General features: G+C 61.2%; 18 protein-coding genes. 4 read left to right on the plus strand and 14 right to left on the minus strand.

Annotated features, from left to right (window positions below):
• The first annotated feature begins 429 nt into the window (after positions 1-429).
• Positions 430-795: a helix-turn-helix domain-containing protein gene (locus B5P46_RS32420; protein WP_129422289.1), complete on the plus strand. Its 366-nt coding sequence runs from the start codon at positions 430-432 to the stop codon at positions 793-795.
• A gap of 159 nt (positions 796-954) precedes the next feature.
• Here B5P46_RS32420 and B5P46_RS32425 read toward each other — a convergent pair whose 3' ends face one another.
• From B5P46_RS32425 to B5P46_RS32455, 7 genes are all read right to left on the minus strand, one after another.
• Positions 955-1,155, minus strand: a complete 201-nt coding sequence (locus B5P46_RS32425) for a hypothetical protein (RefSeq protein ID WP_003544370.1) — start codon at positions 1,153-1,155, stop codon at positions 955-957.
• A 320-nt stretch (positions 1,156-1,475) separates the two neighbouring features.
• Positions 1,476-2,603 carry a molecular chaperone DnaJ gene (gene dnaJ / locus B5P46_RS32430; RefSeq protein WP_011649969.1) on the minus strand — a complete coding sequence of 376 codons (1,128 nt, stop codon included), beginning with the start codon at positions 2,601-2,603 and terminating at the stop codon, positions 1,476-1,478.
• 85 nt (positions 2,604-2,688) lie between these two features.
• Positions 2,689-4,605 (minus strand): molecular chaperone DnaK, encoded by a 1,917-nt coding sequence (dnaK, locus tag B5P46_RS32435; protein ID WP_129422290.1) that lies wholly within the window; start codon positions 4,603-4,605, stop codon positions 2,689-2,691.
• 384 nt (positions 4,606-4,989) lie between these two features.
• Complete coding sequence (locus B5P46_RS32440; RefSeq protein WP_129422291.1) at positions 4,990-7,344, minus strand: transglycosylase domain-containing protein; 2,355 nt, start codon at positions 7,342-7,344, stop codon at positions 4,990-4,992.
• Positions 7,345-7,555: 211 nt separating this feature from the next.
• Complete coding sequence (locus tag B5P46_RS32445) at positions 7,556-7,777, minus strand: hypothetical protein (protein ID WP_129422292.1); 222 nt, start codon at positions 7,775-7,777, stop codon at positions 7,556-7,558.
• A gap of 538 nt (positions 7,778-8,315) precedes the next feature.
• Positions 8,316-8,999 (minus strand): SH3 domain-containing protein, encoded by a 684-nt coding sequence (locus tag B5P46_RS32450; protein WP_129422293.1) that lies wholly within the window; start codon positions 8,997-8,999, stop codon positions 8,316-8,318.
• Between the two features lie 388 nt (positions 9,000-9,387).
• Complete coding sequence (locus B5P46_RS32455) at positions 9,388-10,776, minus strand: dipeptidase (protein WP_129422294.1); 1,389 nt, start codon at positions 10,774-10,776, stop codon at positions 9,388-9,390.
• Positions 10,777-10,990: 214 nt separating this feature from the next.
• Between B5P46_RS32455 and B5P46_RS32460 the strand changes: the two genes are divergently transcribed.
• Positions 10,991-13,378, plus strand: coding sequence for a bifunctional diguanylate cyclase/phosphodiesterase (locus tag B5P46_RS32460; protein ID WP_129422295.1), 2,388 nt, complete (start codon positions 10,991-10,993; stop codon positions 13,376-13,378).
• 6 nt (positions 13,379-13,384) lie between these two features.
• Here the strand turns inward: B5P46_RS32460 and B5P46_RS32465 are convergent, their stop codons facing one another.
• Positions 13,385-13,801, minus strand: a complete 417-nt coding sequence (locus B5P46_RS32465) for a MarR family winged helix-turn-helix transcriptional regulator (protein ID WP_003583451.1) — start codon at positions 13,799-13,801, stop codon at positions 13,385-13,387.
• Between the two features lie 545 nt (positions 13,802-14,346).
• Between B5P46_RS32465 and polA the strand changes: the two genes are divergently transcribed.
• Positions 14,347-17,346 (plus strand): DNA polymerase I, encoded by a 3,000-nt coding sequence (polA, locus tag B5P46_RS32475; protein WP_129422296.1) that lies wholly within the window; start codon positions 14,347-14,349, stop codon positions 17,344-17,346.
• A gap of 274 nt (positions 17,347-17,620) precedes the next feature.
• Positions 17,621-19,930 (plus strand): DNA translocase FtsK, encoded by a 2,310-nt coding sequence (locus B5P46_RS32480; RefSeq protein WP_129422297.1) that lies wholly within the window; start codon positions 17,621-17,623, stop codon positions 19,928-19,930.
• A 35-nt stretch (positions 19,931-19,965) separates the two neighbouring features.
• On the opposite strand, the gene B5P46_RS32485 is transcribed toward B5P46_RS32480, so the two are convergent.
• The 6 genes from B5P46_RS32485 to phnE (B5P46_RS32510) all read right to left on the minus strand — a co-directional run bounded on the left by B5P46_RS32485 (position 19,966) and on the right by phnE (B5P46_RS32510) (position 25,382).
• Positions 19,966-20,469 carry a GrpB family protein gene (locus tag B5P46_RS32485; RefSeq protein WP_129422298.1) on the minus strand — a complete coding sequence of 168 codons (504 nt, stop codon included), beginning with the start codon at positions 20,467-20,469 and terminating at the stop codon, positions 19,966-19,968.
• A gap of 19 nt (positions 20,470-20,488) precedes the next feature.
• Positions 20,489-21,085 (minus strand): phosphonate metabolism protein/1,5-bisphosphokinase (PRPP-forming) PhnN, encoded by a 597-nt coding sequence (phnN, locus tag B5P46_RS32490; protein ID WP_129422299.1) that lies wholly within the window; start codon positions 21,083-21,085, stop codon positions 20,489-20,491.
• On the minus strand, positions 21,082-22,221 hold the full coding sequence (locus tag B5P46_RS32495) for an alpha-D-ribose 1-methylphosphonate 5-triphosphate diphosphatase (protein WP_129422300.1): 1,140 nt from the start codon (positions 22,219-22,221) through the stop codon (positions 21,082-21,084). The genes phnN and B5P46_RS32495 overlap by 4 nt, the downstream gene beginning before the upstream one ends.
• 13 nt (positions 22,222-22,234) lie before the next feature.
• Entirely contained in the window at positions 22,235-22,930 is a 696-nt protein-coding gene (locus tag B5P46_RS32500; RefSeq protein ID WP_129422301.1) for a DUF1045 domain-containing protein, read from the minus strand.
• Positions 22,931-23,049: 119 nt separating this feature from the next.
• Positions 23,050-24,402, minus strand: coding sequence for a phosphonate ABC transporter, permease protein PhnE (gene phnE, locus B5P46_RS32505; RefSeq protein WP_129422302.1), 1,353 nt, complete (start codon positions 24,400-24,402; stop codon positions 23,050-23,052).
• Positions 24,402-25,382 (minus strand): phosphonate ABC transporter, permease protein PhnE, encoded by a 981-nt coding sequence (gene phnE / locus B5P46_RS32510; RefSeq protein WP_129422303.1) that lies wholly within the window; start codon positions 25,380-25,382, stop codon positions 24,402-24,404. The genes phnE (B5P46_RS32505) and phnE (B5P46_RS32510) overlap by 1 nt, the downstream gene beginning before the upstream one ends.
• Positions 25,383-25,412 lie beyond the last annotated feature (30 nt).

Raw genomic sequence — 25,412 nt, forward strand, 5'->3', positions numbered from 1 at the left:
GCGTGACAGCTAAGCCGAAGCGGCGCTGATGGCAAGGCTGGCAGCTTTTTGGCCGTGGATCGCGTACCGCTGATGCTGCCGGACGTCAGGACGCGGCCGCTGGCGCCACGCAGGAGATATATTCCAGATGATCCCGTGACCGAAGTCCTTGTGTCCGACATCCTCCCCATGGAACGGCAGCCATGGACTTTCGAAATTCGGTTAAAAATACAACCATCGGAGATGGCCTGACATCGCCAAACCGATACCGTCGACAGTCACTGCCAATGTCTTCCAGCTCCGGATATTCAGGGTTTGCCGCCATCCTCTAACGCTACTAACGTGACATAAAGCCCAAAAAAAGTTGGTTGAATTTTGCAACTGCAGGGTTGAGTTATTCGATGCAAGCGATATGGTAAACGGACCGTTTATGTATAAGAGAGTAATGAAGTGCCAGATCCGGTTGATATTATCGTCGGTCGCAACGTCAGACAGTTTCGCGCCCTTCGCCGTGTTTCCCAGCTCGAACTTGGCGAAGCACTCGGACTGACTTTCCAGCAGATCCAGAAATACGAAAAGGGGACGAACCGCGTTTCCGCCAGCAAGCTGCATCAGATCGCGGTTTTTCTCGACGTCGAGATCTCTGCTCTCTTCGAGGGTGCCGGCATGTCACCCTTCGGGAGCCGTGTCGAACTCAGCCCCGACGCCTATGCGCTTGCGCTGAGCTACGACAAGCTGAACTCACCGGCAGGCAAGGAAGCGGTCAAGACCATCGTCACCCTCATGACGGGCGAAGCGGCCGAAACCGCCGCCTGATTCCACCGCAGCAATCACGGTTCCCACGGAAAAGCACGACCTATTCAAGGTCTGGATGATTTCCGGACACATGCGGGTGTGCAGCGGTATTGGGAGATGACGTGCATCAGGACAAAGATCGGAAGCAGACCGCCTGATTCAGGTTCGATGCCGCGCGCTTCAGTGAATCTCGCATTCGTGCAGCGCCATCAGCAGATCGTCCTGCGTCTGGTGGCCGGCATGATAGAGGTCGATCGCGATGCTGGCGATGGAAAGGCCTTGCTGGCTGCGAAGCTTGATGTTGCGCTCGGCGCACCATGTGTAGATGGCGCCGGCGAGAACGTCGACGTCTTCGGACTGAGAGGAAAAGGCTGGCGCCATGGTCGATACCCTTGGTTTGGTTGTCCCTCGCTAGAGCGCCGCGCTAAGGGCGCTCTATCACTTTGATTTGGTGCATGACCCGAAAATCGATTCCGATTCTCGGGGTCATGCACTGACGGCAGAGACTGAATTCATTTGGAAAACTTGCAAGCGGCATCATCTGGCTGCGTTAACGCAAGTCGTCGTCCCGCCCGCTGCCGTATCGATCCGGGACAGATTCGCCGGTATGGACGGCGAATGTCGCAAATTGGGACTCGCGCAACAAAAAAGCCGGAGACGTTTCCGTCCCCGGCTTTCGTAATGGGCATGTCGATCGCAGCTCAGCCTTCGAAGAATTCCTTCATGCGGGCAAAGAAGCCGGTCGATTCGGGATTATTCTCCTTGGAGGAAAGCTGCTCGAATTCCTGAAGCAGTTCGCGCTGGCGCTTGGTAAGCTTTTGCGGCGTTTCGATCTGGATCTGAATGTAGAGGTCGCCCGTCTGCACCGAACGCAACACCGGCATGCCCTTGCCCTTGAGGCGGAACTGTTTGCCGACCTGGGTGCCCTCGGGCACGGTGACGCGCGACTTGGTGCCGTCGAGCGTCGCCACGTCGAAGGTGCCACCGAGCGCGGCCGTCGTCATCGAGATCGGAACGGCGCAATAGAGATCGGCTCCGTCGCGCTGGTAGAATTCATGCGGTTTGACGGACAGGAAGATATAGAGGTCGCCTGCCGGTCCGCCGCGGGCGCCGGCCTCGCCTTCGCCCTGCAGCCGGATGCGGGTGCCGTCCTCGATGCCGGCGGGAATATTGACCGAGAGCGAACGCTCTTCCGTCACCCGGCCCTGGCCGTGGCACTTCGGGCAGGGATCGGGAATGATCTGGCCGCGGCCGTGGCAGGTCGGGCAGGTCCGCTCGATCGAGAAGAAGCCCTGTGCCGCGCGCACGCGCCCCGTTCCCTGGCAGGTGCCGCAGTTCTTCGGCTGCGTGCCGGGTTTGGCGCCTGAACCCGAACAGACGTCGCAGGTGATCGACGTCGGAACGCGGATCTGCGCCGTCTTGCCGGAGAAAGACTCCTCCAGCGTTATTTCCATGTTGTAGCGAAGATCGGCGCCGCGTTCGCGGCCGCCCGACGAGCGCTGGCGCGCGCGCCCTCCACCCATCATCTCGCCGAAGATATCCTCGAAAATGTCGGAGAAACCGCCGCCGGCAAATCCACCGCCACCGCCGCCCATGCCGCCATGCTCGAAGGCCGCATGACCATAGCGATCATAGGCCGCCCGCTTCTGCGGGTCCTTGAGCATCTCGTAGGCTTCGTTGATTTCCTTGAACTTCCGTTCGGCGTCCTTGTCATCCGGGTTCTTGTCCGGATGGTATTTCATCGCCAGTTTGCGAAAGGCGCTTTTCAGCTCTTTCTCGTCCGCCGACTTGGCTACACCCAGAGTTTCGTAAAAGTCCGCTTTTGCCATTAAGGATTAAACCCCGGAAATGGATTTCCGGCTGCCATGGTGAGCAGCCGGATCAGATGTTGAAGCATAACCACGCCGTCGCGGATTACGCGGACTTCTTGCGGTCGTCGTCCTTGATTTCCTCGTAGTCGGCATCGACGACGTTGTCGCCGCCTTCCGCGGAGGCATCGCCAGCAGCGCCGCCTTCGGCCTGCTGTGCTTCATAGATCGCCTGACCGAGCTTCATCGACACTTCCATCAGCGTCTGGGTCTTGGCCTTGATGTCGTCGGCATCGGGCTCGGATGCTTCCGACGCCGTCTTCAGTGCGGCAATCGCATCCGAGATCGCGGTGCGGTCGGCCTCGGAAACCTTGTCGCCATAATCCTTCAGCGACTTTTCCGTGGAATGGATCAGGCTTTCGGCCTGGTTCCGGGCTTCGACGGCCTCGCGGCGCTTCTTGTCCTCGGTGGCATGGGCTTCGGCATCCTTCACCATCTTCTCGATGTCGGCGTCGGAAAGACCGCCGGAAGCCTGGATGCGGATCTGCTGTTCCTTGCCGGTGCCCTTGTCCTTGGCCGAAACCTGCACGATGCCGTTGGCATCGATATCGAAGGTGACTTCGATCTGCGGCATGCCACGCGGCGACGGCGGCAGACCGACGAGGTCGAACTGGCCGAGCAACTTGTTGTCGGCAGCCATTTCACGCTCGCCCTGCGAAACGCGGATGGTCACAGCCTGCTGGTTGTCTTCGGCGGTCGAAAACGTCTGGCTCTTCTTCGTCGGGATCGTCGTGTTGCGTTCGATCAGGCGGGTGAAGACACCGCCGAGCGTCTCGATGCCGAGCGACAGCGGCGTCACGTCGAGCAGCAGGACGTCCTTGACGTCGCCCTGCAGAACGCCGGCCTGGATGGCGGCGCCAAGGGCCACCACTTCATCCGGGTTGACGCCCTTGTGCGGCTCCTTGCCGAACAGCTGCTTGACGACTTCCTGTACCTTCGGCATGCGGCTCATGCCGCCGACGAGAACCACTTCGTCGATTTCGGCAGCGGTGACGCCGGCATCCTTGAGCGCTGCCTTGCATGGCGCGATCGTGCGCTGGACGAGATCGTCGACCAGGCTTTCGAGCTTGGCGCGGGTCAGCTTCAACGTCAGATGCTTCGGGCCGGAGGCGTCGGCCGTGATGAACGGCAGGTTGATTTCGGTCTGCTGCGAGGACGAAAGCTCGATCTTTGCCTTTTCCGCAGCTTCCTTGAGGCGCTGCAGGGCAAGCTTGTCGTTCTTCAGGTCGATGCCGTTGTCCCTCTTGAACTCGGCAACGAGATATTCGACGAGACGCATGTCGAAGTCTTCACCGCCGAGGAAGGTATCGCCGTTGGTGGACTTCACTTCGAAGACGCCGTCACCGATCTCGAGGATCGAAATATCGAAGGTGCCGCCGCCAAGGTCGTAGACGGCAATCGTCTTGCCTTCTTTCTTGTCGAGACCGTAAGCGAGCGCTGCAGCAGTCGGCTCGTTGATGATGCGCAGGACTTCAAGACCGGCGATGCGGCCGGCATCCTTAGTTGCCTGGCGCTGCGCGTCGTTGAAGTAGGCGGGAACGGTGATGACGGCCTTCTCGACCTTCTCGCCGAGATAGGATTCGGCGGTTTCCTTCATCTTCTGAAGGATCATCGCGGAAATCTGTGCGGGCGAGTAGCCCTTGCCATTGGCTTCGACCCAGGCGTCGCCATTGTCGCCCTTGACGATGGTGAAGGGAACGAGATGCTTGTCCTTCTCGACGGTCGGATCTTCGTAGCGGCGGCCGATCAGGCGCTTGACAGCAAAGAGCGTATTCGTCGGGTTGGTGACTGCCTGGCGCTTGGCCGGCTGGCCGACGAGGCGTTCGCCATCATCGGAAAATGCCACCATGGAAGGGGTCGTACGCGCACCTTCCGCATTCTCGATAACCTTCGCGTCCTTGCCGTCCATGACTGCGACGCAGGAATTCGTCGTTCCAAGGTCGATACCAATTACTTTTGCCATGTCATTCTCTCCTTGAAGCAAGCTGTCGGAACCCCGAGAAGGCATTTCCCTGACAGCCCCTTACGGGATGGGTCTACTTGAGATTACGCAATCGTGATTGCGGTGATGCGGCGTATATAAGGAGCGGTTTTCTGGACTGCAAGGCGAGAAATGCCCCGGAATCCAGCAAAACGAATGTGTTGCGTTCAATTTTGACGGTAGCCGGGAAAGAGGTCGCCCCATGTCCGGAAAGCGGCCGATTTTTAGAGCATGTCGCGCAAAACTGTGCAGCCGTTTTGCGACAACGACATGCGTAAAACAAAGACCTAAAGCGCGAGAAGCGACTCTGAAAGATCGCGATGCGCTTTAGAGCAACGGGCTTGTGTTGGACATGCAGCAAAGATCTCACTGGCCCATGATCAGATCGAGCAGCGTCGTGCGCCGCGGCTGGACGGAAGAGGTTGTCTGCGCCCCCCCGACATCCCCCGGTGGCACCACGCCCTCATAGCCCGAACCGCCGCCTTCGGCAATGTCTGCGGGCGGAACCGGGCCATTGCCGGAGCTTGCCGCCTGCTGCCGGACAGGCGCTTGCGGATAGCGATTTGCATTGTCGTCTCCGCCGAAGACGCCGGAAATGATGCCGCCGATCGTCGAAGGCGGCGCCTCGGCCGTCATCGGCTGCCCGCTGCCCAACTGCCCATCGCCCGCTTGTCCATCACCAGGGGCTGCCTGCGCCATCGGCTGACCATTGTTCGGATCGGCGATCAACTGGCCGTTGCCGAAGAGCGGTGCCGGCGAAAGACCCTTGTGGGCGGCGATCATGAATTCCTTCCAGGCCTTGGCGGGCAAGCCGCCGCCAGTCACCTTCTTCATCGGCTTGCCGTCGTCATTGCCGAACCAGACCCCGGTGGTGAGGTTGCTGGTGAAGCCGACGAAGAGCGCGTCGCGCGAATTCTGCGTCGTGCCGGTCTTTCCCGCCGCCTGCCAGCCGGGGATCTTGGCGCTCTTGCCGGTGCCGTTGTCGATGACGCCCATCATCATCGCATCCATCTGGGCGACGATCTGCTCGGAGAGCACGCGCGGCGGGCTGTCATAGGTATTTTCGTAGAGAACCTTGCCCTCGGCCGTCGTCACCCGGCGGATGACGTGCGGCGTCGCCTTGTAGCCGCCGTTCATGAAGGCGGCATAGGAGGCGGTGAGTTCCATCAGCGACACCTCGGACGTGCCGAGCGCGATCGAGGCGTTCGGCTGCAGCTCGCTTTCGATGCCGAGCCGGTGGGCAAGCTTGATCACCTGATCCGGCCCGTCATACATCACCAGCTGGGCGGCCACCGTGTTCAGCGACTTGGCAAGCGCGGTCGCCAGCGTCACTTCGCCATTGTATTTCTTCTCGTAATTTTCGGGCGTCCAGTCGCCGATCCGGATCGGCGCGTCGTTGAACACCGAATAGGGCGTCAGCCCCTTCTCCAGTGCTGCGGCATAGACGAAAGGCTTGAACGAGGAACCCGGCTGGCGTTTGGCCTTGACGGCGCGGTTGAACTGGCTCGTCGCATAATCCCTGCCGCCGACGAGCGCTCGGATCGCGCCGGTGCCGTCGATCGAGACGAGGGCCGCCTGCGAGGCGTCGACCTTGCCGCCCTCCTTGTCGAGCACGTCGACCAGCGATTGCTCGGCCTTCTTTTCCAGCGACTTGTCGATGGTCGTATCGACGATGACGTCTTCCTTGACGTCGCCGATCAGGCTTGGCAGCTGGTCCATTACCATGTCGGCGACATAGTGACCGGCGCCCGACCAGTAACTCTTGGCCGAAGCCGGGGTCTGCGACATCGCCGTCTTGACCTCGGAATCGGTGATGAAGCCCTGTTCGCGCATCGCCGCGAGCACGAGCTGGGCGCGTGCATTCGCCGCTTCCGCATCGCGGGCCGGCGAAAGCCGCGACGGCGCCTTGAGCAGGCCGGCCAGCACCGCTGCCTCGCCGAGGTTCACGTCACGCGCCGATTTGTTGAAGTAGCGGCGCGAGGCCGCCTCGACGCCGTAGGCGTTCGATCCGAAGAACACCCGGTTGAGATACATGGCAAGGATCTGGTCCTTGGTGTATTTCTGCTCCAGCCAGAGCGAGAGCAGCACCTCCTGCACCTTGCGTTCCAGCGTCCTTTCAGGAGAGAGGAAGAGGTTCTTGGCAAGCTGCTGCGTCAGCGTCGAGCCACCCTGGACCATGTGGCCAGCCGTGAGATTGGTCACGATCGCCCGGCCGAGGCCGAGCGGATCGACGCCGAAATGCGAATAGAAACGCCGATCCTCGATGGCGATGACGGCTTCCGGAATATAGGGCGACATGTTTTCGAGCGACAGCGCCTCGCCGCCGGTGGCGCCGCGATTGGCGATGACGCTGCCGTCGACGGCGGTGATCTTGACGTTTGGCGGCCGCTCCGGGATCGCCCATGTACTGGCGCTCGGCATGCGCGAGCCATAATAGACCACGAGCCCGGCAACGCCGATGCCGGCCCAGATGAAAAGCACGACGCACCAGTAGACCATGCGGCGCATAAAGCCGAAAAACCCGCCGCCTTCGCGCTCCCGCGTCTCGCGCCGCCGCCGGGGGGCGGCACGCTGCGGCGGGGGTTTCGAGCCGCCGCGGCACGGAGATCGGCCTCCGGCAATGCGATCGTCGGCATCGAGCGAGAATTCGTCATCGTCGCGTGCCGGCCGGCCGCTGAAGGAGGGTTCTATTCTGTCGCCTGATCTGCCTCTGCCTGCCATCGCGGACCGGTCACACCCCATGTTCGATCGCGAAGCCAGCTTCGCATAACGGTGCCCTTCTCCAGCGCCGCGCGTCTTTTCAGACGCGCAAAGGACGCTGGAGCACTTTGAGTGCCGCCGTGATCATCCGACTGAACTGTAAATGCGGCGATTTAACGGGGTGTTAAGAATGGAAAGTAAAACAGATCGCGCCGGGCGGCAGCACTGGCCTTCAGAACTGGCGGGCTTCGTAATCGTCGAGCGTTTCCGGGTCCTGCTTATATTCCCACTCGCCAAGATGAAAGCGGCGCCAGATCTGGCCGGAAGGGTTGAGGCTCGCCCCATCGGTGAGACGCACAGGCAGGATGGGGTTGTGTTTATGCCAAACGGTAACATCTGTGGCGGCTGCCCGAGGGCCGAAAAGCCCGAAGAAAGCCAGGTAGTCTTGTGTCATCAGGGTCCAGCCTCGAACGGATCAAGATCGATCCGCAACTTCACAAAAATGCAATAAAGCATCCCGCAAAACAAGAGCATCGCGGTGGCCTCACATCAAATTGTCGGTGACCGTATTCGAGAATCGATGCTTCCCCGGCGGCTCCTGTCTAGCGCTCGCCGGCCAAGCTGCACGCCTCATGAAAAAAAGACCTGAAGTGCGTCACGTGAATCACTGATGATACGACGCATTTTTCAGTGCAGCGCGTCTTTTCGAGAGACATAAAGAAGGCTGTAACACATTGAATTGCCGCATAGTGTTCCTCAAATCGGGTCCGTTTCAAGGAATTATGCAGCAGGCGGAACCAATAGGCTTCGCGATTGTTTATGAAGAAGCGGGACAGCCCCTCACGTCCCGCGAATGATCGGCCGTCTCCCCTCAACGCGCGCCGATCGACATCAGGCCCGGTGCATCCCCCCAAGGGAGCGCCGGGCTTTTTCTTGGGTGTTTGCCCTTGGCAAACCTCGGAAGAGGACGGCGCTGCCGTCCCCTTTCTGTTTCATTCGGCGCAGCTGGGATCGCCGGGGCGGCAATCAAAATCCCTGCGGTCTGGCCTGCGGTCATCGCCCCTGCGGTCGTCCCCTTGCCGGTCACCTCTTTGCCGGTCGCCTCTTTGCCGATCGTCCCTTTGCTGATCGCCCCGTTGATTGTCGTCGCGCCAGTCACGATCTCGGTCGCGCCCATCTCGGTCGCGATCCCGCTCACGCCAGTCCCGGTCGCGATCCCGGTTATCCCGATCGCGGTCGCGATCCCGATTGTCGCGGTCGCGGTAGTAATAATCCGGGCCGCGGCTCCAGCGGTCACGGTCGCGATAGAAATCGCGGTTGCGGTAATAGCGGTCCCAATAATTGTCGACGCTGAAGCGAATCATCGGAATGCCGAGCGGACGGTAATATTGCGGGCCGACATAGACGCGGCGCTGCTGGTAGAGGGCCTGCACATACTGGCCGGAAACCCAGCCGCGGCCGCCGTAGAACTCGACGTCGCACCAGTTGACGTCGGAAAGGCATCCGCGGATCTCGACGGAAGAACCGGCTGGGATGACCGCGACGGCAGGATAACGGGTGCTCGGACCCGCACGCATGTTGACATTCGCCGTTGAGTAGCCCTCGGCAGCCTGCGCTACGGCGGGAGCCAGCATAAGCATGCCGGCGGCCGCGATTTTAACAAAGAGATTTTTCACGCTTCTCAGTCCTTGTTGGCACGTTTTTCAGGCGGCGCTTGGCCGCGTTTCCTTGGCATATGCCATTGAAACAAAAGATAGAGCGATCGCCACAGGTGTCATGGCGTTAGCATTCGTCTTATCTTTCAATGGCTTATATGTCGCGCGCGATGAACGCAGCTTGAACGGCAAATGTCTGTCAGCGCCTTGGAGCCGCGCGTGGTGCTTTCGGGCTTTGTTAACGGTTCGTTAACCTTTCGGCGGCAATCTCGTTGCAATACCCGCTTGCTCCTTGACCACGGATGAACTGGCACTGAGGTGAGCGGATGACGAAAGGCCGGGTCGAACCGGCCTTTTTGTTGTCGCGATTTTCGCATGGCGCATCCTGGTTTGAAGGCGCGACTTTCCCTCAGGCAGCGAGCGCCTGAAGAATCCGCACCCAGGAGCGAATGCCTTTGTGGTAGGAGACGAGCTCGTATTTCTCGTTCGGCGAGTGGATGCGATCGTCGCTGAGGCCGAAGCCGACGAGCAGCGATTCCATGCCGAGCATCTTCTGGAAATCTCCGACGATCGGGATCGACCCACCCATCCCGATGACGATGGCGGGCTTCGGCCACTCGTCGGAAAGCGCGTTCTTCGCCTTGGTGAGAACAGGCGAATCATAGGAAAGATGGATCGCCGGCGAGCCGCCATGCGGATGGAACTCGACCGAGCAATCGGCGGGAATCTTCGCACTGATATAGCTGCGGAAGGCCTCGCGAATGGCGGCCGGATCCTGCGTGCCGACGAGGCGGAACGAAACCTTCGCCGAAGCCTTGGCGGCGATCACCGTCTTGAAGCCTTCGCCGGTATATCCGCCCCAGATGCCGTTGATTTCGGCGGTCGGCCGCGCCCAGGTGAGTTCCAGCACCGAGCGGCCCTTTTCACCGGATGGAATGGAAAGGCCGACTTCGCCGAGGAAGCTCTCCGCGGTCTTGCCGAGCGTCTCCCATGACGCTTTGATGTTGTCAGGCGTTTCCTCGACGCCATCATAGAAGCCGTGGAGCGTGATGCGGCCCGTCTCGTCATGCAGGCCGGCCAGAGCCTCGACGAGAATATGGATCGGATTGGCGGCCGCGCCGCCGAAGAGACCGGAATGCAGGTCGCGGTCGGCGGCCGTCACGATCACTTCCTCGCCGACGAGGCCGCGCAGCGCTGCTGCGATCGCCGGTGTGTCGCGGTCCCACATGCCGGTATCGCAGACCAGCGCATAATCGGCCTTGAGCTCTGCGGCATTGGCTTCGAGGAAGGGCTTCAGGGACGGCGAGCCGGATTCCTCCTCTCCCTCGAAGAGGATGGTGACGCGGCAGGGAAGCGCGCCGTTGATCTCCTTATAGGCGCGGCAAGCCTCGACGAAGGTCATCAACTGGCCCTTGTCGTCGGAGGTGCCGCGGCCGGTCAGGATCTTGCGGCCCTCGCCGACATCCTTGACCGATGGCTCGAACGGGTCGTTTTCCCAGAGCTCGATCGGATCGACCGGCTGAACGTCGTAATGGCCGTAGAAGAGAACATGCGGCGCATCGGCGGACGCGCCGGCATGGTGGGCGACCACCATCGGATGGCCAGGCGTATCGCGCAGCGAGGCCGTAAAGCCGAGCGTCCCGAGATAGGCGACGAGCCATTCGGCGGCCTTCCGGCATTCGGCTTTATAGGCGGGATCGGTGGAAATCGACTGGATGCGCAGAAGCTCGAACAGCTGTTCGAGACTCGTGGAAAGGTTCTGATCCGCGCGTGCAAGCACCTGTTGTACATCGGTCACTTTCGACTCCTTTTTGAAATTCGGCCGGACGATAGACCAAACCAGGAAGGCAGGCGAGGCGGAAAAGGCAAAAATGGGCGGCGCGTAAGGCGTCCAGATCTAGTATCGGGTTCAAGAACATTGCCGGATATTATAGAAGAAGTTTCTAATTCAATTTACAGTTATTTAGTACAACCTCGATAGCCTGATTGAATTCAGCTGTTCGGGGGGACGGATGTTTTCGATCATCACATGTATTCGCGACGATCACGATTGGCGGCTGGTGCTTGCGGCGGCCGCGGTTTGCCTGATCGGCGCTATGGCAGCGATGCTGCCGCTTTCCCGCGCCCAAGGATGCGATGCCGGGCGGCGCAAGCTCTGGATCGGTGCCTCGGCTTTCGCCTTCGGCACCGGCGTTTGGGCAACCCACTTCATCGCGATGCTGGCCTATGACGGAGGCATGCCGATCAGCTATCAGCTGGGTTTAACGGCGCTATCCTTCCTTCTATCGGTTGTCGGATCGTGGGCCGCGATCCTCGTCGCTTCGCAAAGCCGCGGCAGATTTTCGCGCATACGCGGCGGCGTCCTGATGGCGCTCGGCATCGCCGCGATGCATCTGACCGGCATGCAGGCGATCCAGACCCAGGCGGCAATCGTCTACGACCCCTATATGACGCTGAGTGCGGTTCTCGCAGGAGCGCTGTTGTCAAGCGCCGCCTTCCACGCCTTTTTCGAATTGAAGGGACCGAGGCGGCTCCTCGCTTCGTCGATCACTTTCGTCCTCGCGATCTGCGCGCTCCATTTTATCTCGATGGCTAGCATCACGCTCGTGCCGGATCCCGGCAAAGAGCTTCCGGCAACGGTGCTCGACGCCAGCCTGCTTGCTGCGATCGTCGTGGTGGCGGCGACGACGCTCATTCTGATGGCGCTCGCGGTGGTCTATATCGAAAGCCACGTGACGGATCTGAGAGGGCTCGCGAATGCCTCGCAGGAAGGGCTGCTGATTCTGCGGGAAGGCAGGATCATCGACGCCAACGAACGTTTCCAGGAACTCTCCGGCTGGAAGCTTGCCGATCTTGCCGGCAAGGCGCCCTCTGCTGTTTTGGGCGCCGTCCAGGGACAGAACAGGCTCGGCGAGACGCTGCTCAACACCAGGAACGGCAAGGAGACCGCCGTCGAAGTGAACACAAGCAGGATCGTCTATCGCGGGCACAATTGCGACGTTCTGGCGGTGCGCGATCTCAGCGAGCGCAGACAGGCCGAGGAAATGATCGAACATCTCGCCCACCACGATGTTCTCACCGATCTTCCGAACCGATCATTGTTCGACACGCGCATCCGCCAGGCGCTGCAGATGGCCGAACGAAAGAACGGCGAGGTTGCCCTCCTCTATATCGATCTCGATCGCTTCAAGACCGTCAATGACGTTTTCGGCCACGCCGAGGGCGACCGAATTCTCTGCAAGGTCGCCTCTATCCTGCGTCGCGTGACTGATGAAAGCGATACGATCGCCCGCCTCGGCGGCGATGAATTTGCCATCATCCAGCCCGCCGGACAGCAACCGGCGGCCGCGCAGAAGCTCGCGGCCGCGATCCTCGACGAATTCGCCGTCGAGATGGATACGGCACGCGACCCTACCGCCGTCGGCGTCAGCCTTGGCATCGCCCTTTATCCGGCCGACGGCAGCGATGCAGACGAGATCTGCAACAACGCTGATATCGCGCTCTACCGGGTCAAGCATGGTGGCCGCGGCAAGGCCTGTTTTTTCGATGCGGAAATGGACGAGGCCACACGAGCCCGCCGCCTGATCGAAAGCGAACTGCGCCACGCCATCACTCGCCATCAGATCCATGTCAGCTATCAGCCAATTCTCGATGCACATAGCGGCGTGATCAGCGGTTACGAGGCCTTGATGCGCTGGAACCGGCCGGGCCACGGCATATGCGAGCCGGACGTCTTCATTCCGATCGCCGAGGAAAGCGGGTCGATAGTCCAACTTGGGGAATGGGTGCTGCAGCAGGCCTGCACGGAGGCCGCTCGCTGGCCGCATCCGCTGACGATTGCCGTCAACGTCTCGCCGGTGCAGTTCATGCTGCCGAACCTGGCCGAGCGAATCGAAACAATCCTCGAGGAAACGCGGCTCGCGCCAGATCGGCTGGAAATTGAGATCACCGAGGCCGCTCTCTTCCGTGATCGCGATCGGGTGATGACCACGCTGCAGCGTCTGCGCAGTCTGGGAGTTCACATCGTCATGGACGACTTCGGCACCGGTTATTCCTCCCTTTCCAACCTGCGAACCTTCCCTTTCGACAAGATCAAGGTCGACCGCAGCTTCACCGGCATGCTGGAGCATGATGCGGCGGCGCGGTCGATCGTGCGCGCAATCATCGGCCTCGGTCACAGTCTCGGCATGCCTGTTGTGACGGAGGGCGTCGAAACCGAGACGCAGCGCCGGATCGTCGTCGAAGAAGGCTGCGCGCAGGTACAAGGCTTTTTGCTCGGCAAGCCGGATATCGAGCCGAGCATCAAGTTCGCCGCCCGCAGAAGCTTCCTGTCTCCGACGGCCGACGCCGACGCGCTGCAGATATCGCGGTGGCGACCTACGCGTCTTGCCTGCGAGTAATCTGGGTCAGAGCGCCTTGGCGTTTTCCAGAAGCCGGCGGATATATTCAAGCGTCAGCTCGCGCTCGAAAACCCGAAAACCTTTAAACAGCGCAAGGTCGGCCTCCCGCGCGGTCTCGATCGCCTCGGCCTCCATGGCGCGGGCCTTCGGCGTCAGGAAGAGCAGTTGCGCCCGCTTGTCGGACGGATGCGGCCGGCGTTCGATCAACCCGTCTCGGACCATGCGCGAAAGCGTATTGGCCATGGTCGCCTGTTCGATATCGACACGCTCGAGAAGCTGTTTCTGGGTCAGCCCGTCCTCGGCCCAGAGTTCCAGCAGAATGGGGAACTGGCCCGGAGAAAAACCGAGCCCAACCGCGCGCTGGTGCAGCGAGCGGGCAAACCCTTTCGCCAGCTGGCTGGCAAGGTAGGCTCCCGAATCCATGCGGTTAAATCCCATGATTGCAAGTTAGGCTCAAAACCATGCCGGAGACAATGCAGCAAATCGCATACGATGCTCCTAAACATGCAAGCGGTGATCAGAATTTCGAGTGCCTCGAAAAAACAAAAGTCGCCATGGCCTGGAGGTTGGCCATGGCGACTTTAAAGTGGGGACAAAGGCCCGGAGAGGGGGATAAGGCCTTTGTCCAAGCCTGACGCGGCGGGGGACAAGCCGGTGATCAGACCCGCGACGCAATCAAGCGCCGGTGACATGGATTTGTGGCTCAGAATGTGGTTTTTCAAGGGAGGGCCATGGTTACAAATCGGTAACAGTTTGGTGAGCCGGAATCCGTGCCGCACAATTCCTCAGATCGGAATCGATGGAAAGATAAAATTATGCAGCAACGCCAAGTGCTCAGCGTGCTTTGTGCGTCCGAAAAGACGCGCGGCGCTGTGTGACGCTCCGAACGCCATAATCCTTTTCGCGCGCCGAACTTTATGCCGAACTCCATATGGACCTCGTCCCATGCCCGCGCTATCCATGCACGCATGAAAAAAGGCGATCACCTCTTCCTAGTCGATGGTTCCGGATTCATCTTCCGGGCGTTTCATGCTTTGCCGCCGCTGACCCGCAAGACCGACGGCCTGCCGATCGGCGCCGTGTCCGGTTTCTGCAACATGCTGTGGAAGCTGCTGAGGGACGCGCGCAATACCGATGTCGGTGTGACGCCGACGCATCTAGCCGTCATCTTCGATTATTCCGCCAAGACGTTTCGCAAGGATCTCTACGACGCCTATAAGGCGAACCGCTCCGCGCCGCCGGAAGAGCTCATTCCGCAATTCGGCCTTATAAGAGAGGCGACCCGTGCCTTCAATCTGCCCTGCATTGAGACCGAAGGCTTCGAGGCCGACGACATCATCGCCACCTATGCCCGCCAGGCCGAAGCGACCGGCGCCGATGTCACCATCGTCTCCTCCGACAAGGATCTGATGCAGCTCGTCAGCCCCAATGTCCATATGTATGACAGCATGAAGGACAAGCAGATCGGCATTCCCGATGTCATCGAGAAATGGGGCGTGCCGCCGGAAAAAATGATCGACCTGCAGGCGATGACCGGTGATTCCGTCGACAATGTTCCCGGCATTCCCGGCATCGGCCCGAAAACCGCCGCCCAGCTGCTCGAGGAATACGGCGATCTCGATACGCTGCTCGAACGCGCCACCGAGATCAAGCAGGTCAAGCGCCGCGAGACGATCCTCGCCAATATCGACATGGCCAAGCTCTCGCGCGACCTCGTGCGGCTACGCACCGATGTGCCGCTCGATCTCGATCTCGACGCGCTGGTTCTGGAACCGCAGAACGGCCCGAAGCTGATCGGCTTCCTGAAGACGATGGAATTCACAACGCTGACGCGCCGCGTCGCCGAGGCCTGCGCTTGCGATGCCGGCGCCATCGAACCGGCGATCGTCCGCATCGAATGGGGTGAGACGGCCCGCGGCCCGGATCTCGATGCGGCGGAGCCTGAGACTGTCGCGGGCGGCATCCCCGACGTTTCGGGCGAATCCGTGCCGGTGCCGCCGCGCGCGAAGGCGAAGACCGCGGTGGAAGGCGCCTTTTCGCCCGCCGATCTTGCCAAGGCGCGGGCCGAAGCCTTTGCGACGCTGCCTTTCGATCATTCGGCCTATGTCACGATCCGCGACCTGGCGACGCTCGACCGCTGGCTCGCCGATGCGCGCGCTACCGGCCTCGTTGCTTTCGATACCGAGACCACGTCGCTGGATGCGATGCAGGCCGAACTTGTCGGCTTTTCGCTGGCGATCGCCGACAATACGGCCGATCCCACTGGCACGAAGATCCGCGCCGCCTATGTGCCGCTCGTCCACAAGAACGGCGTCGGCGATCTGCTCGGCGGCGGCCTTGCCGACAACCAGATCCCGATGGGCGATGCCCTGCCGCGGCTGAAGGCATTGCTGGAGGACGAAGCGGTTCTCAAGGTCGCCCAGAATCTGAAATACGACTACCTGCTGTTGAAGCGCTACGGCATCGAGACCAGGAGTTTCGATGACACGATGCTGATCTCCTACGTGCTGGACGCCGGCACCGGCGCGCATGGCATGGACCCGCTCTCGGAAAAATTCCTCGGCCATACCCCGATCCCCTACAAGGACGTGGCGGGCAGCGGCAAGGCGAACGTCACCTTCGATCTGGTCGATATCGACCGCGCCACCCACTATGCCGCCGAAGATGCCGACGTGACGCTGCGCCTCTGGCTGGTGCTGAAGCCTCGGCTGGCGGCAGCAGGGCTGACCAGCGTCTATGAACGGCTGGAGCGGCCGCTGTTGCCCGTGCTTGCGCGCATGGAAGCGCGCGGCATCACCGTCGACCGACAAATCCTGTCGCGGCTCTCCGGCGAGCTGGCCCAGGGTGCAGCAAGGCTGGAGGACGAGATCTACGTGCTGGCCGGCGAGCGCTTCAATATCGGTTCGCCGAAGCAGCTGGGCGATATCCTGTTCGGCAAGATGGGCCTTTCCGGCGGCAGCAAGACGAAGACAGGCCAATGGTCCACCTCCGCGCAGGTGCTCGAGGATCTGGCCGCCGCCGGTTTCGAACTGCCGCGCAAGATCGTCGACTGGCGCCAGGTCACCAAGCTGAAATCCACCTATACCGACGCGCTTCCGGGTTACGTTCACCCCGAGACGAAGCGGGTCCACACTTCCTATTCGCTGGCATCGACGACCACGGGGCGCTTGTCCTCCTCCGAGCCGAACCTGCAGAACATTCCGGTGCGCACCGCAGAAGGCCGCAAGATCCGCACCGCCTTCATCTCGACGCCTGGCCACAAGCTGATCTCTGCCGACTACAGCCAGATCGAACTGCGCGTGCTTGCCCATGTGGCAGAGATCCCGCAACTGACCAAGGCCTTCGAAGATGGCGTCGACATCCACGCCATGACGGCGTCAGAAATGTTCGGCGTGCCGGTAGAAGGCATGCCGGGCGAGGTGCGCCGCCGCGCCAAGGCGATCAATTTCGGCATCATCTACGGCATCTCGGCCTTCGGGCTTGCCAATCAGCTTTCGATCGAGCGTTCGGAAGCCGGCGACTACATTAAGAAGTATTTCGAGCGTTTCCCCGGCATCCGCGATTATATGGAAAGCCGAAAGGCCATGGCGCGCGACAAGGGTTATGTCGAAACGATCTTCGGTCGCCGCATCAACTATCCCGAAATCCGCTCTTCCAATCCATCCGTGCGCGCCTTCAACGAGCGTGCGGCCATCAACGCGCCGATCCAGGGCTCGGCTGCCGACGTCATTCGCCGGGCGATGATCAAGATAGAGCCGGCGCTTGTCGAAGTCGGCCTTGCCGATCGCGTCCGCATGCTGCTGCAGGTGCACGACGAACTCATCTTCGAGGTCGAGGACGAGGATGTCAAAAAGGCGATGCCGGTCATCGTCTCGGTCATGGAAAACGCCACCATGCCGGCGCTGGAAATGCGTGTGCCGCTGAGGGTCGATGCCCGCGCCGCCACCAATTGGGACGAGGCGCACTAAAGCATGTCGCGCAAAACTGTGCAGCGGTTTTGCGGACAACGACATGCGTGGAAATAAAGCCTAAAGCGAGGGGTGGATCTGAAAGATTGCGACGCGCTTTAGAGCGCCTCCCCAAAATTGGCAAAGATTTTTCTTACTGCCAGAACTCATTGAAAGTGCAACGATTTATCCCAAGGCGCCGTATCGGAACGATACGGCAGGAAGGAACTTATTAACCTTCCTTTTCTATCCCGGTAGGGTCGTAATTTGCAAAGCATGAGTGAGTAGCGGACGCATGCGTTTTCCCAGAACCAATTTGACGGATGCCGGAGATTTTTCCAGCGAGATTGAAACGGACCTTCCGGAAGAAAACCCAGGGGAGAAGCCGGCGGCACCCATCTGGCAGAGCAACTTTTCCCTCGCACCGAATGTCCGTTTCACCCGCACGCCGGAAACGCTGATCAGCAGGCGGCGCGCGCCGAATGAGCCGGTTCGCGATGATTCGCAGATTGGACAGCAGGCGATACGGATAGAGCCGGTTGCCGTCGATGTGCCGTTCGATATCTATCTGCCCGAGCCGGACGAAATTTCCGTAGCACCGCATAGGGTCGAACCGCAGCCGTCACCTTTGCTTGAAGAGCCCGGCGCACCGGCTTTCCGCGCCAGCGCAGAGCTTTCCTCCATTTCGGATTTCGCCTTCTGGGAAGTCATGGCCTTCGAAGAGGCCGAGCCGGTTCGCGCGCCACCCTTGATATCGTTCCCGAAGACCGAGACCTCGCCCGAATCGATCACATCGCTGTTCCGGATCATGGAGTGGCGCCCCGGTCGGCCGGCCCCCGCTCCCGTCGTCTCCCCCCCGGCCCCGCAGCCCGCCGCGGTCTCCGCGAAGGTTGCCGTGCGCCCTGCGGCCGCGATATCCCTGGAAAAGCCCAGGCGCATTCCTGTCGAGGCGCCAGTCGCGCCGGCCCCCCAGGCTGCGTCAGCCCCTCAGGTCGCGCCGGCGCCGCAGCGCACGCCGCCCGTCGCCGCGGTTCTGCCGTCGCCGCGCCTGGCCGCGAGGCCCGAAAGGATCGATGCATCCGGCTATGAATTCCCGCCGCGTGCCCTGCTGCAGGAACCGCCGGAACGCCTCGGCGAAATCATGTCGCAGGAGACGCTGGAGCAGAATGCCGGGCTTCTGGAAAGCGTGCTGGAAGATTTCGGCATCAAGGGCGAGATCATCCATGTCCGTCCCGGCCCTGTCGTCACCCTCTATGAATTCGAGCCCGCGCCGGGCGTGAAATCGTCGCGCGTCATCGGTCTTGCCGATGATATCGCCCGCTCGATGTCGGCGCTCTCGGCCCGCGTTGCCGTCGTCCCCGGCCGCAACGTCATCGGCATCGAATTGCCGAATGTCACACGCGAAACCGTCTATTTCCGCGAGATGATCGAGAGCCAGGATTTCGAGAAGAGCGGCTACAAACTGGCGCTCGGCCTCGGCAAGACCATCGGCGGCGAGCCTGTCATTGCCGAGCTCGCCAAGATGCCGCATCTGCTTGTCGCCGGCACCACCGGCTCCGGCAAGTCGGTCGCCATCAACACGATGATCCTGTCGCTGCTCTACCGCATGACGCCGGAACAGTGCCGTCTGATCATGGTCGACCCGAAGATGCTCGAACTGTCCGTCTATGATGGCATCCCGCATCTGCTGACGCCCGTCGTCACCGATCCGAAGAAGGCGGTAATGGCGCTGAAATGGGCCGTGCGCGAAATGGAGGAGCGCTATCGCAAGATGTCGCGCCTCGGTGTCCGCAACATCGACGGTTACAACGATCGCATGGCACAGGCCCGCGAAAAGGGCGAGACCATCCATGTCATGGTCCAGGTCGGCTTCGACAAGGGCACCGGCACTCCGATCGAGGAAAGCCAGGCGCTGGACCTGACGCCGATGCCTTATATCGTCGTCATCGTCGACGAGATGGCCGACCTGATGATGGTCGCCGGCAAGGATATCGAAGGTGCGATCCAACGCCTCGCCCAGATGGCGCGAGCGGCCGGCATCCATCTGATCATGGCGACACAGCGTCCGTCGGTCGACGTCATCACCGGCACGATCAAGGCGAACTTCCCGACCCGCATCTCCTTCCAGGTGACCTCGAAGATCGACAGCCGCACCATTCTCGGCGAACAGGGCGCCGAGCAGCTGCTCGGTCAGGGCGATATGCTGCACATGCAGGGCGGCGGGCGGATTTCCCGCGTCCACGGTCCCTTCGTCTCCGATGTCGAAGTGGAAAAGGTTGTCGCCCATCTGAAGACCCAGGGCCGCCCGGAATATCTCGATACCGTCACCGCCGACGAGGAGGAAGAGACGGAAGAGGAAGAAGCCGGCGCCGTCTTCGACAAGAGCGCCATGGCCTCCGAGGATGGCAACGAGCTTTACGAACAGGCGGTCAAGGTCGTTATGCGCGACAAGAAATGCTCGACCTCCTACATCCAGCGCCGCCTCGGCATCGGCTACAACCGCGCCGCCTCATTGGTGGAACGCATGGAAAAAGAAGGTCTTGTCGGCCCGGCCAACCATGTCGGCAAGCGCGAGATCGTATCGGGACGGGGCGACGGCGAGTAATCGCCGGCGGCCAGGACGTCTGACGGATGTTAGTTTTACGTCCTTAAAGCAGCCAGCCGAATCGTCTCCCTGACAAACTCGGTCTTTCCGCCGGTGTAAGAATCCCAATCACCGTCTGCCTCCGCAGCCAGCCGGCGTTTCAGATCGGCATAGGCCTTGGCCCTCTCGGGGTGATCCCTGATATAATCGCGAAACAGAACGCGGTCCCGATGCGCGGGATTATTAGGCCCGCAAAGATAGAGCCTGAACCCATAACCGTCATGATTGCGGGTGAAGGCCCATCGTTGCTCGCCTGTATCGCCGTGGAAGACGAAGTCGGCAGCGCGCACGGTCTCGATCGCCGCTGGCAGGAACGCCTTGGATATCATCACGGCATCGAGGTCGATCTTCGGCTTGGCCGGCAGGCCAGGCACTGACGTACTGCCGATATGATCGATGGAAAGCAGGCGGTCACCGAGCAAGGCGGAGACCTCCGTGCTGATCTTGGCAAACAGCCGCGGCCAGGAAGGATCATAGTCGACTACCTTGATGGCGCGCATGCCCTTCCTCTCGATCTGTTCAGGGCGCCTTGGTCAGCAATCCGTCGAGGATCTCGATCATCTTCTGCTCGGCCTCTTCGAGCGAGCCGCTATTGTCGAGCTCCACCACGTCATATTCGCCGCGCACCGTCAGCGGTCCGCGGGCGAGCCGGGCCATTATATCTTCATGCGTCTCGCGTCCGCGTGCCTCCAGCCGGCCGGCGAGCACTTCGGGGCGGGCGGTGACGTTGATGACTTTCAGCCGCGGGAAGGCGGCCTGGAAGCGGTGAAGCGCCGAGCGCGAGCCGTTGGCGACGACGACATGGCCTCTCGACAGCGCCACCGAGACCTCGGCCGGAATACCGTATCTCAGGCCGTGCGCTTCCCACCAGACCGCGAAGGAGCCTGACTGCTCCATGGCGGCAAACCCTTCGAGGGAGACGGAAAGATGATCTTCGCCGCCGGCGTCACGGTGGCGGGTGATGACGCGGCGGACGAAATGCACGTTCTCACGGCCGGCAAAACGCCGGGCGGCGAGGTTCATCAGCGTGTCCTTGCCAGCCCCGCTCGGGCCGACGACAACGACCATGATGCCGCGCTCGGCTCCGGCTCCTGCGTGGGGTTCGTGCGGCATCATGCGACACGGCGTCCCTGGCGCCAGACGGAGCGCGTCACCGGCACGCCATGTGAGCGGTGGACGCGGACAAGATCAGCGCGCAGCCCCGTTGCGATCCGGCCGCGGTCATCGAGGCTGACGGTGCGGGCGGGCGTCGATGTCACCATGGCGATCGCCTTCGGCAGGCTGATGCTCTCGACTTCGTCGGCGAGGATGAACGGCGCATGCAGCAGGCTGAGCGGCACGTAGTCGGAGGAAAGCACGTCGAGCACGCCCATCTCGGCAAGATCGCGGGCGGCGATATTGCCGGAATGCGACTTGCCGCGCACGATGTTCGGCGCGCCCATCAGCACGCTCATGCCGTGCTCGTGCGACGCCCTGGCGGCATCGAAGCTGGTCGGGAACTCAGCCAGGCGCACACCGTTGTCGATTGCCTCGTCGACATGGGAGAGCGTCGCGTCGTCATGGCTTGCCACGGTAATGCCGCGCTCGGCGCAGACCTTGGCGATGGCGTCGCGGTGCGGCGTCGAATTGCGCGCCGATTCTGCCTGGCGCTTGGCGACGAAACGCGCGAAAGCCTCGTCGCTCAGGCCCCGCTTCTTCTGGTAGTAAAAGATATACTGGTCCATCGTCTGGAACTGACGCTGGCCGGGCGCATGGTCCATCAGCGAGACGAGCCGCACATGCCGGTCGTTTTCGAAATCGGCGAAGTGTTCGAGCACGTTGTCGGCCGAGACCTCGCAGCGCAGGTGGATGAGATGCTCGGCGCGCAGCCTGCCTTCCGTCTCCGCCGACTGGATGGCATCGGCCATCTCTCGCATCTCGCCGTGTTCGAAGCCGCCGTCCTCGTCCGCGCCCATGCGCAGGCAGTCGAACACCGTGGTGATGCCTGAGGTGACGATCTGGGCGTCATGCGCCTGGACTGCGGCGGTCTTGTTCCAGCGGATGCCGGGGCGCGGCTGGTAATGGCCTTCGAGATGATCAGTGTGCAACTCGACGAGACCGGGAATGACGTAGTCGCCTTCGAAATCTTCGCCGGCTACCGAGTTGCCTTCGGAGATATCGGCGATCTTCCCGTCGCGAATGAGGATCGATCCTGAGAGGATGTCGTCCTCGAGAACGATGCGGGCGTTGGAAAACACGGTCTCTTTGCTCATGTCGTCAGGTCTTTCAGCGTTTGGCGCCGGCAAGCGGCAGCCAGGAATGAACTTTGAATGGGGCGCCGCGCGTCTCCTCGGTGAAGACGGCAAGGCCGGAAATCAAAAGCGGCCGTCCGGTGAAATCGGCAAACCGCTCGGTCAGGATCGCTTTCATCACCTCGGCGCGTGTCTCGGGCACCTGGCCGCTCAGCGTCATGTGAAAGCCGAAATCCTCCATGACGTAAGGATAACCCCAGCGCTGCAGATGGGCGCGTTGGCTGTCGCTGAGCTTCTCCGGGTTGCGCCGCGCCATATCGGCCCCGGAAAGCGCTGCGCGGAACGGTTCGAATGACCTTACCACCTTCGCGGCGAAATCCTGAAGAGGTTGATGAAGAGAACCAGGAACGAGGGCAAAAAAACGGCCGAGCTGGCCAAGCACAAGTTCAGGAATCTCGAAGGCTTGGGTGCGCTGGGCAAAATCCTCGGCAACGGTCATGAGATCCCTCTCGGTGACGGAGGAGGCAAGCGAAAACGGCGCCTTGATCGTGGCGTGAAAGCCGTAGCGGCGGGGGTCGGCGGTCAGCTCGCGCTGTTCAGCAGCACCCAGCTGCTCATGGTCCGGTGCAGGATAGGTCTCGCCGGTGAAGGCATTGCGGCCGAGCCAGAGCGAGGCCGCGCCGGTCAGGGGATCATCCTTCGGCGGCGAGAAATAGAGAGCGTAGCGCAAGGCTTTTATCCTGGGGATCGTCCAAACGGGGAGGGCACAGTGCAGTGATTTGGCGGCGAACCGCAAGCAGGCTCCCGGCTAAAAGATTTCCGTGACAGAATGATGATGGCGTCAATTCGTCAGTGGCCCTTTTTTCCCATCACGCGCGAACGCAGCGCATTCGAGAGATTGTCGAAGGCGAAGACCACGAGGAGGATCAGCAGGACCATATAGGCGACTTTGTCCCAGTCCGAATTGGTCTTCATGGATTCGAGCAGCTTGAGGCCAATGCCGCCCGCACCGACGGCGCCGATGACGGTCGCCGAGCGGGTATTCGATTCCCAGAAATAGAGCGATTGCGAGATGAACACCGGCAGGACCTGGGGGATGACGCCGTAGCGTTGGACGGCCACCGGTGCCGCACCGACCGATTTCACGCCCTCACGCTGCTTATCGTCGATGTTCTCAAGCGCTTCGGCATAGACCTTTCCGAGCGCGCCGGTATCGGTGAAGAAGATCGCTGCGATGCCCGGAAGCGGCCCTGGGCCGAAGGCACGGGTGAAGAACAACGCCCAGATCAGCATGTCGATCGAGCGCAGGAAGTCGAAGAGCCGCTTCGTGGCCCAGTTCGCAGCGCGGCTCCGCGTGATGTTGCGCGCGGCGATGAAGGCAAGCGGGAAAGCGACCAGCGTGCCGAAGAGCGTACCGACAAAGGCCATGACCAGCGTCTGCATCAACTTCGACAGGATGTCGCCATGCTGCCAGCTTGCGTTGTTCAGGAAGTTGTCCAATGCCAGCGAGGCATTGGACTGGTTGGGATCGAGCCGTTCGCCGGAGAACATCAGGCCGACCACCTCAAGCAGGTTGCGGCCCCAGAAGGGCGACTGCGTATCGAAGAAGAAGTTCGCCCAGCCGAGAAAGCGGCGCTGGACATAGACTTGGCTGGTACGGATTTCCGCTTGTCCCGCGAAGCCGTAATAGACGATCACCTTGTTGTCGTCCTGCTCCATCTGGGAAGGCGCATCGGCCGGCAGGGAGGCACGATCGCGGGTGACGGTCACGGGATAGAGCTTGCCGCCGATATAGACGTCGACGCGGCTCGGCGTCACTTCCATGCGGTTGTCGTCGCCACCGAAGGTGACGGTGTATCCGCTGCCATCGGCATTGGGCTTCAGCCAGTTGATATCGGCGCCCTCGGGATATTGGCGGCGGCTCGTCCATTGGGGGACGACCTGATCGTTCTGGAAACGCAGGCGCGGCTGGGCGCGCCAGGAATACCAGTCCTGGACATAGATTGCAGCACGGTCCCAGTTGCCGTTCACAAAGGTGGGAATGACGTTGAAGAAGGCGAAGCAGAAGGCAAGGTAAACGAAAACCGCAGCTGAAATGAGGAGCAGACCCCAGCGCTGCATGAAGCTGCGATGGAAGACGTCCGGATAGGCGGAAAGCAGTCGTTCGCGCTCGGCGGCGTTGATGGTCGGAACCGAGGACATCAGGCTGCTCCCTGTCCGAATTCGAAGGACTGCTTGCCGATCAGCCGGCGGCGCAGCCAGGCGGAGAATTGGTCGACGCAAATGACGGTGATCAGCAGCAGGATGATGATCGCATAGGTCTTGGCAGCATGGTCGCGTCCGATCGACAGGCTGAAGACCTCGCCTATGCCGCCGCCGCCGACGGCGCCGATAATAGTCGAGGCGCGCACGTTGATCTCGGTCCGCAGCAGCGTGTAGGAGACGAAGTTCGGCAACACCTGCGGCAGGATCGCGAAGCGTACGCGCTCCAGCCAGCTGGCGCCGGCGGCGCGCAGGCCTTCATCCGGCTTCATGTCAGCATTCTCGACGACTTCGAAGAACAGCTTCCCAAGCGCGCCGACAGTATGGACCCATACCGCGATGATCGCCGAAATCGGTCCGATCGACAGGATCGCGGCGAGAAGACCGGCGACGACGATCTCCGGGAAGGCGCGCATGATTTCCATGATGCGCCGCACGACCCAGCGCGTCACGCCTGCACCGACCAGATTGGTAGAAGCGAAAAAGCAAAGCAAGAACGCGCCGCTCGCACCGAGAATGGTGGAGACGATGGCGATGTTGAGCGTTATCGCGAGCTGGTAGAAGAAATTCGGGATGTAGAAACTATCGGTGATCCAGACGCGGTCGCTTGTATAGTCGTACTTGATCGAACCGTCGGAGAAGGGCGACGGTAGGTCGAACATGGCGCGGAAGATCTCCAGCGGACTGTCCGGCACGAAGCTCTTCATGAAGTCGAAGAGATAGGGAAGGCGCTCGAAGAACTTGCCCGAATTGGCGCTGTTGGCGAAATCGAGCGAGGCGCAGAGGATGATCAGGAAGACCACGATTGAAACGACGGTATAGATCCGCCGCGTTCGGACTTGGCTCTGATAATGATCGAGGATGGTGCGGGAGCTCTCCTGCAATCCGCTCAGAGGGCCCGCGCCGGCCGAGTGCGCCATATGTGGCTTCCTTCCTGAAAAACGGCGGCA

Origin of the sequence: Rhizobium leguminosarum (assembly GCF_004123835.1) — a bacterium.
GTDB classification, from domain to species: Bacteria; Pseudomonadota; Alphaproteobacteria; order Rhizobiales; family Rhizobiaceae; genus Rhizobium; species Rhizobium leguminosarum_M.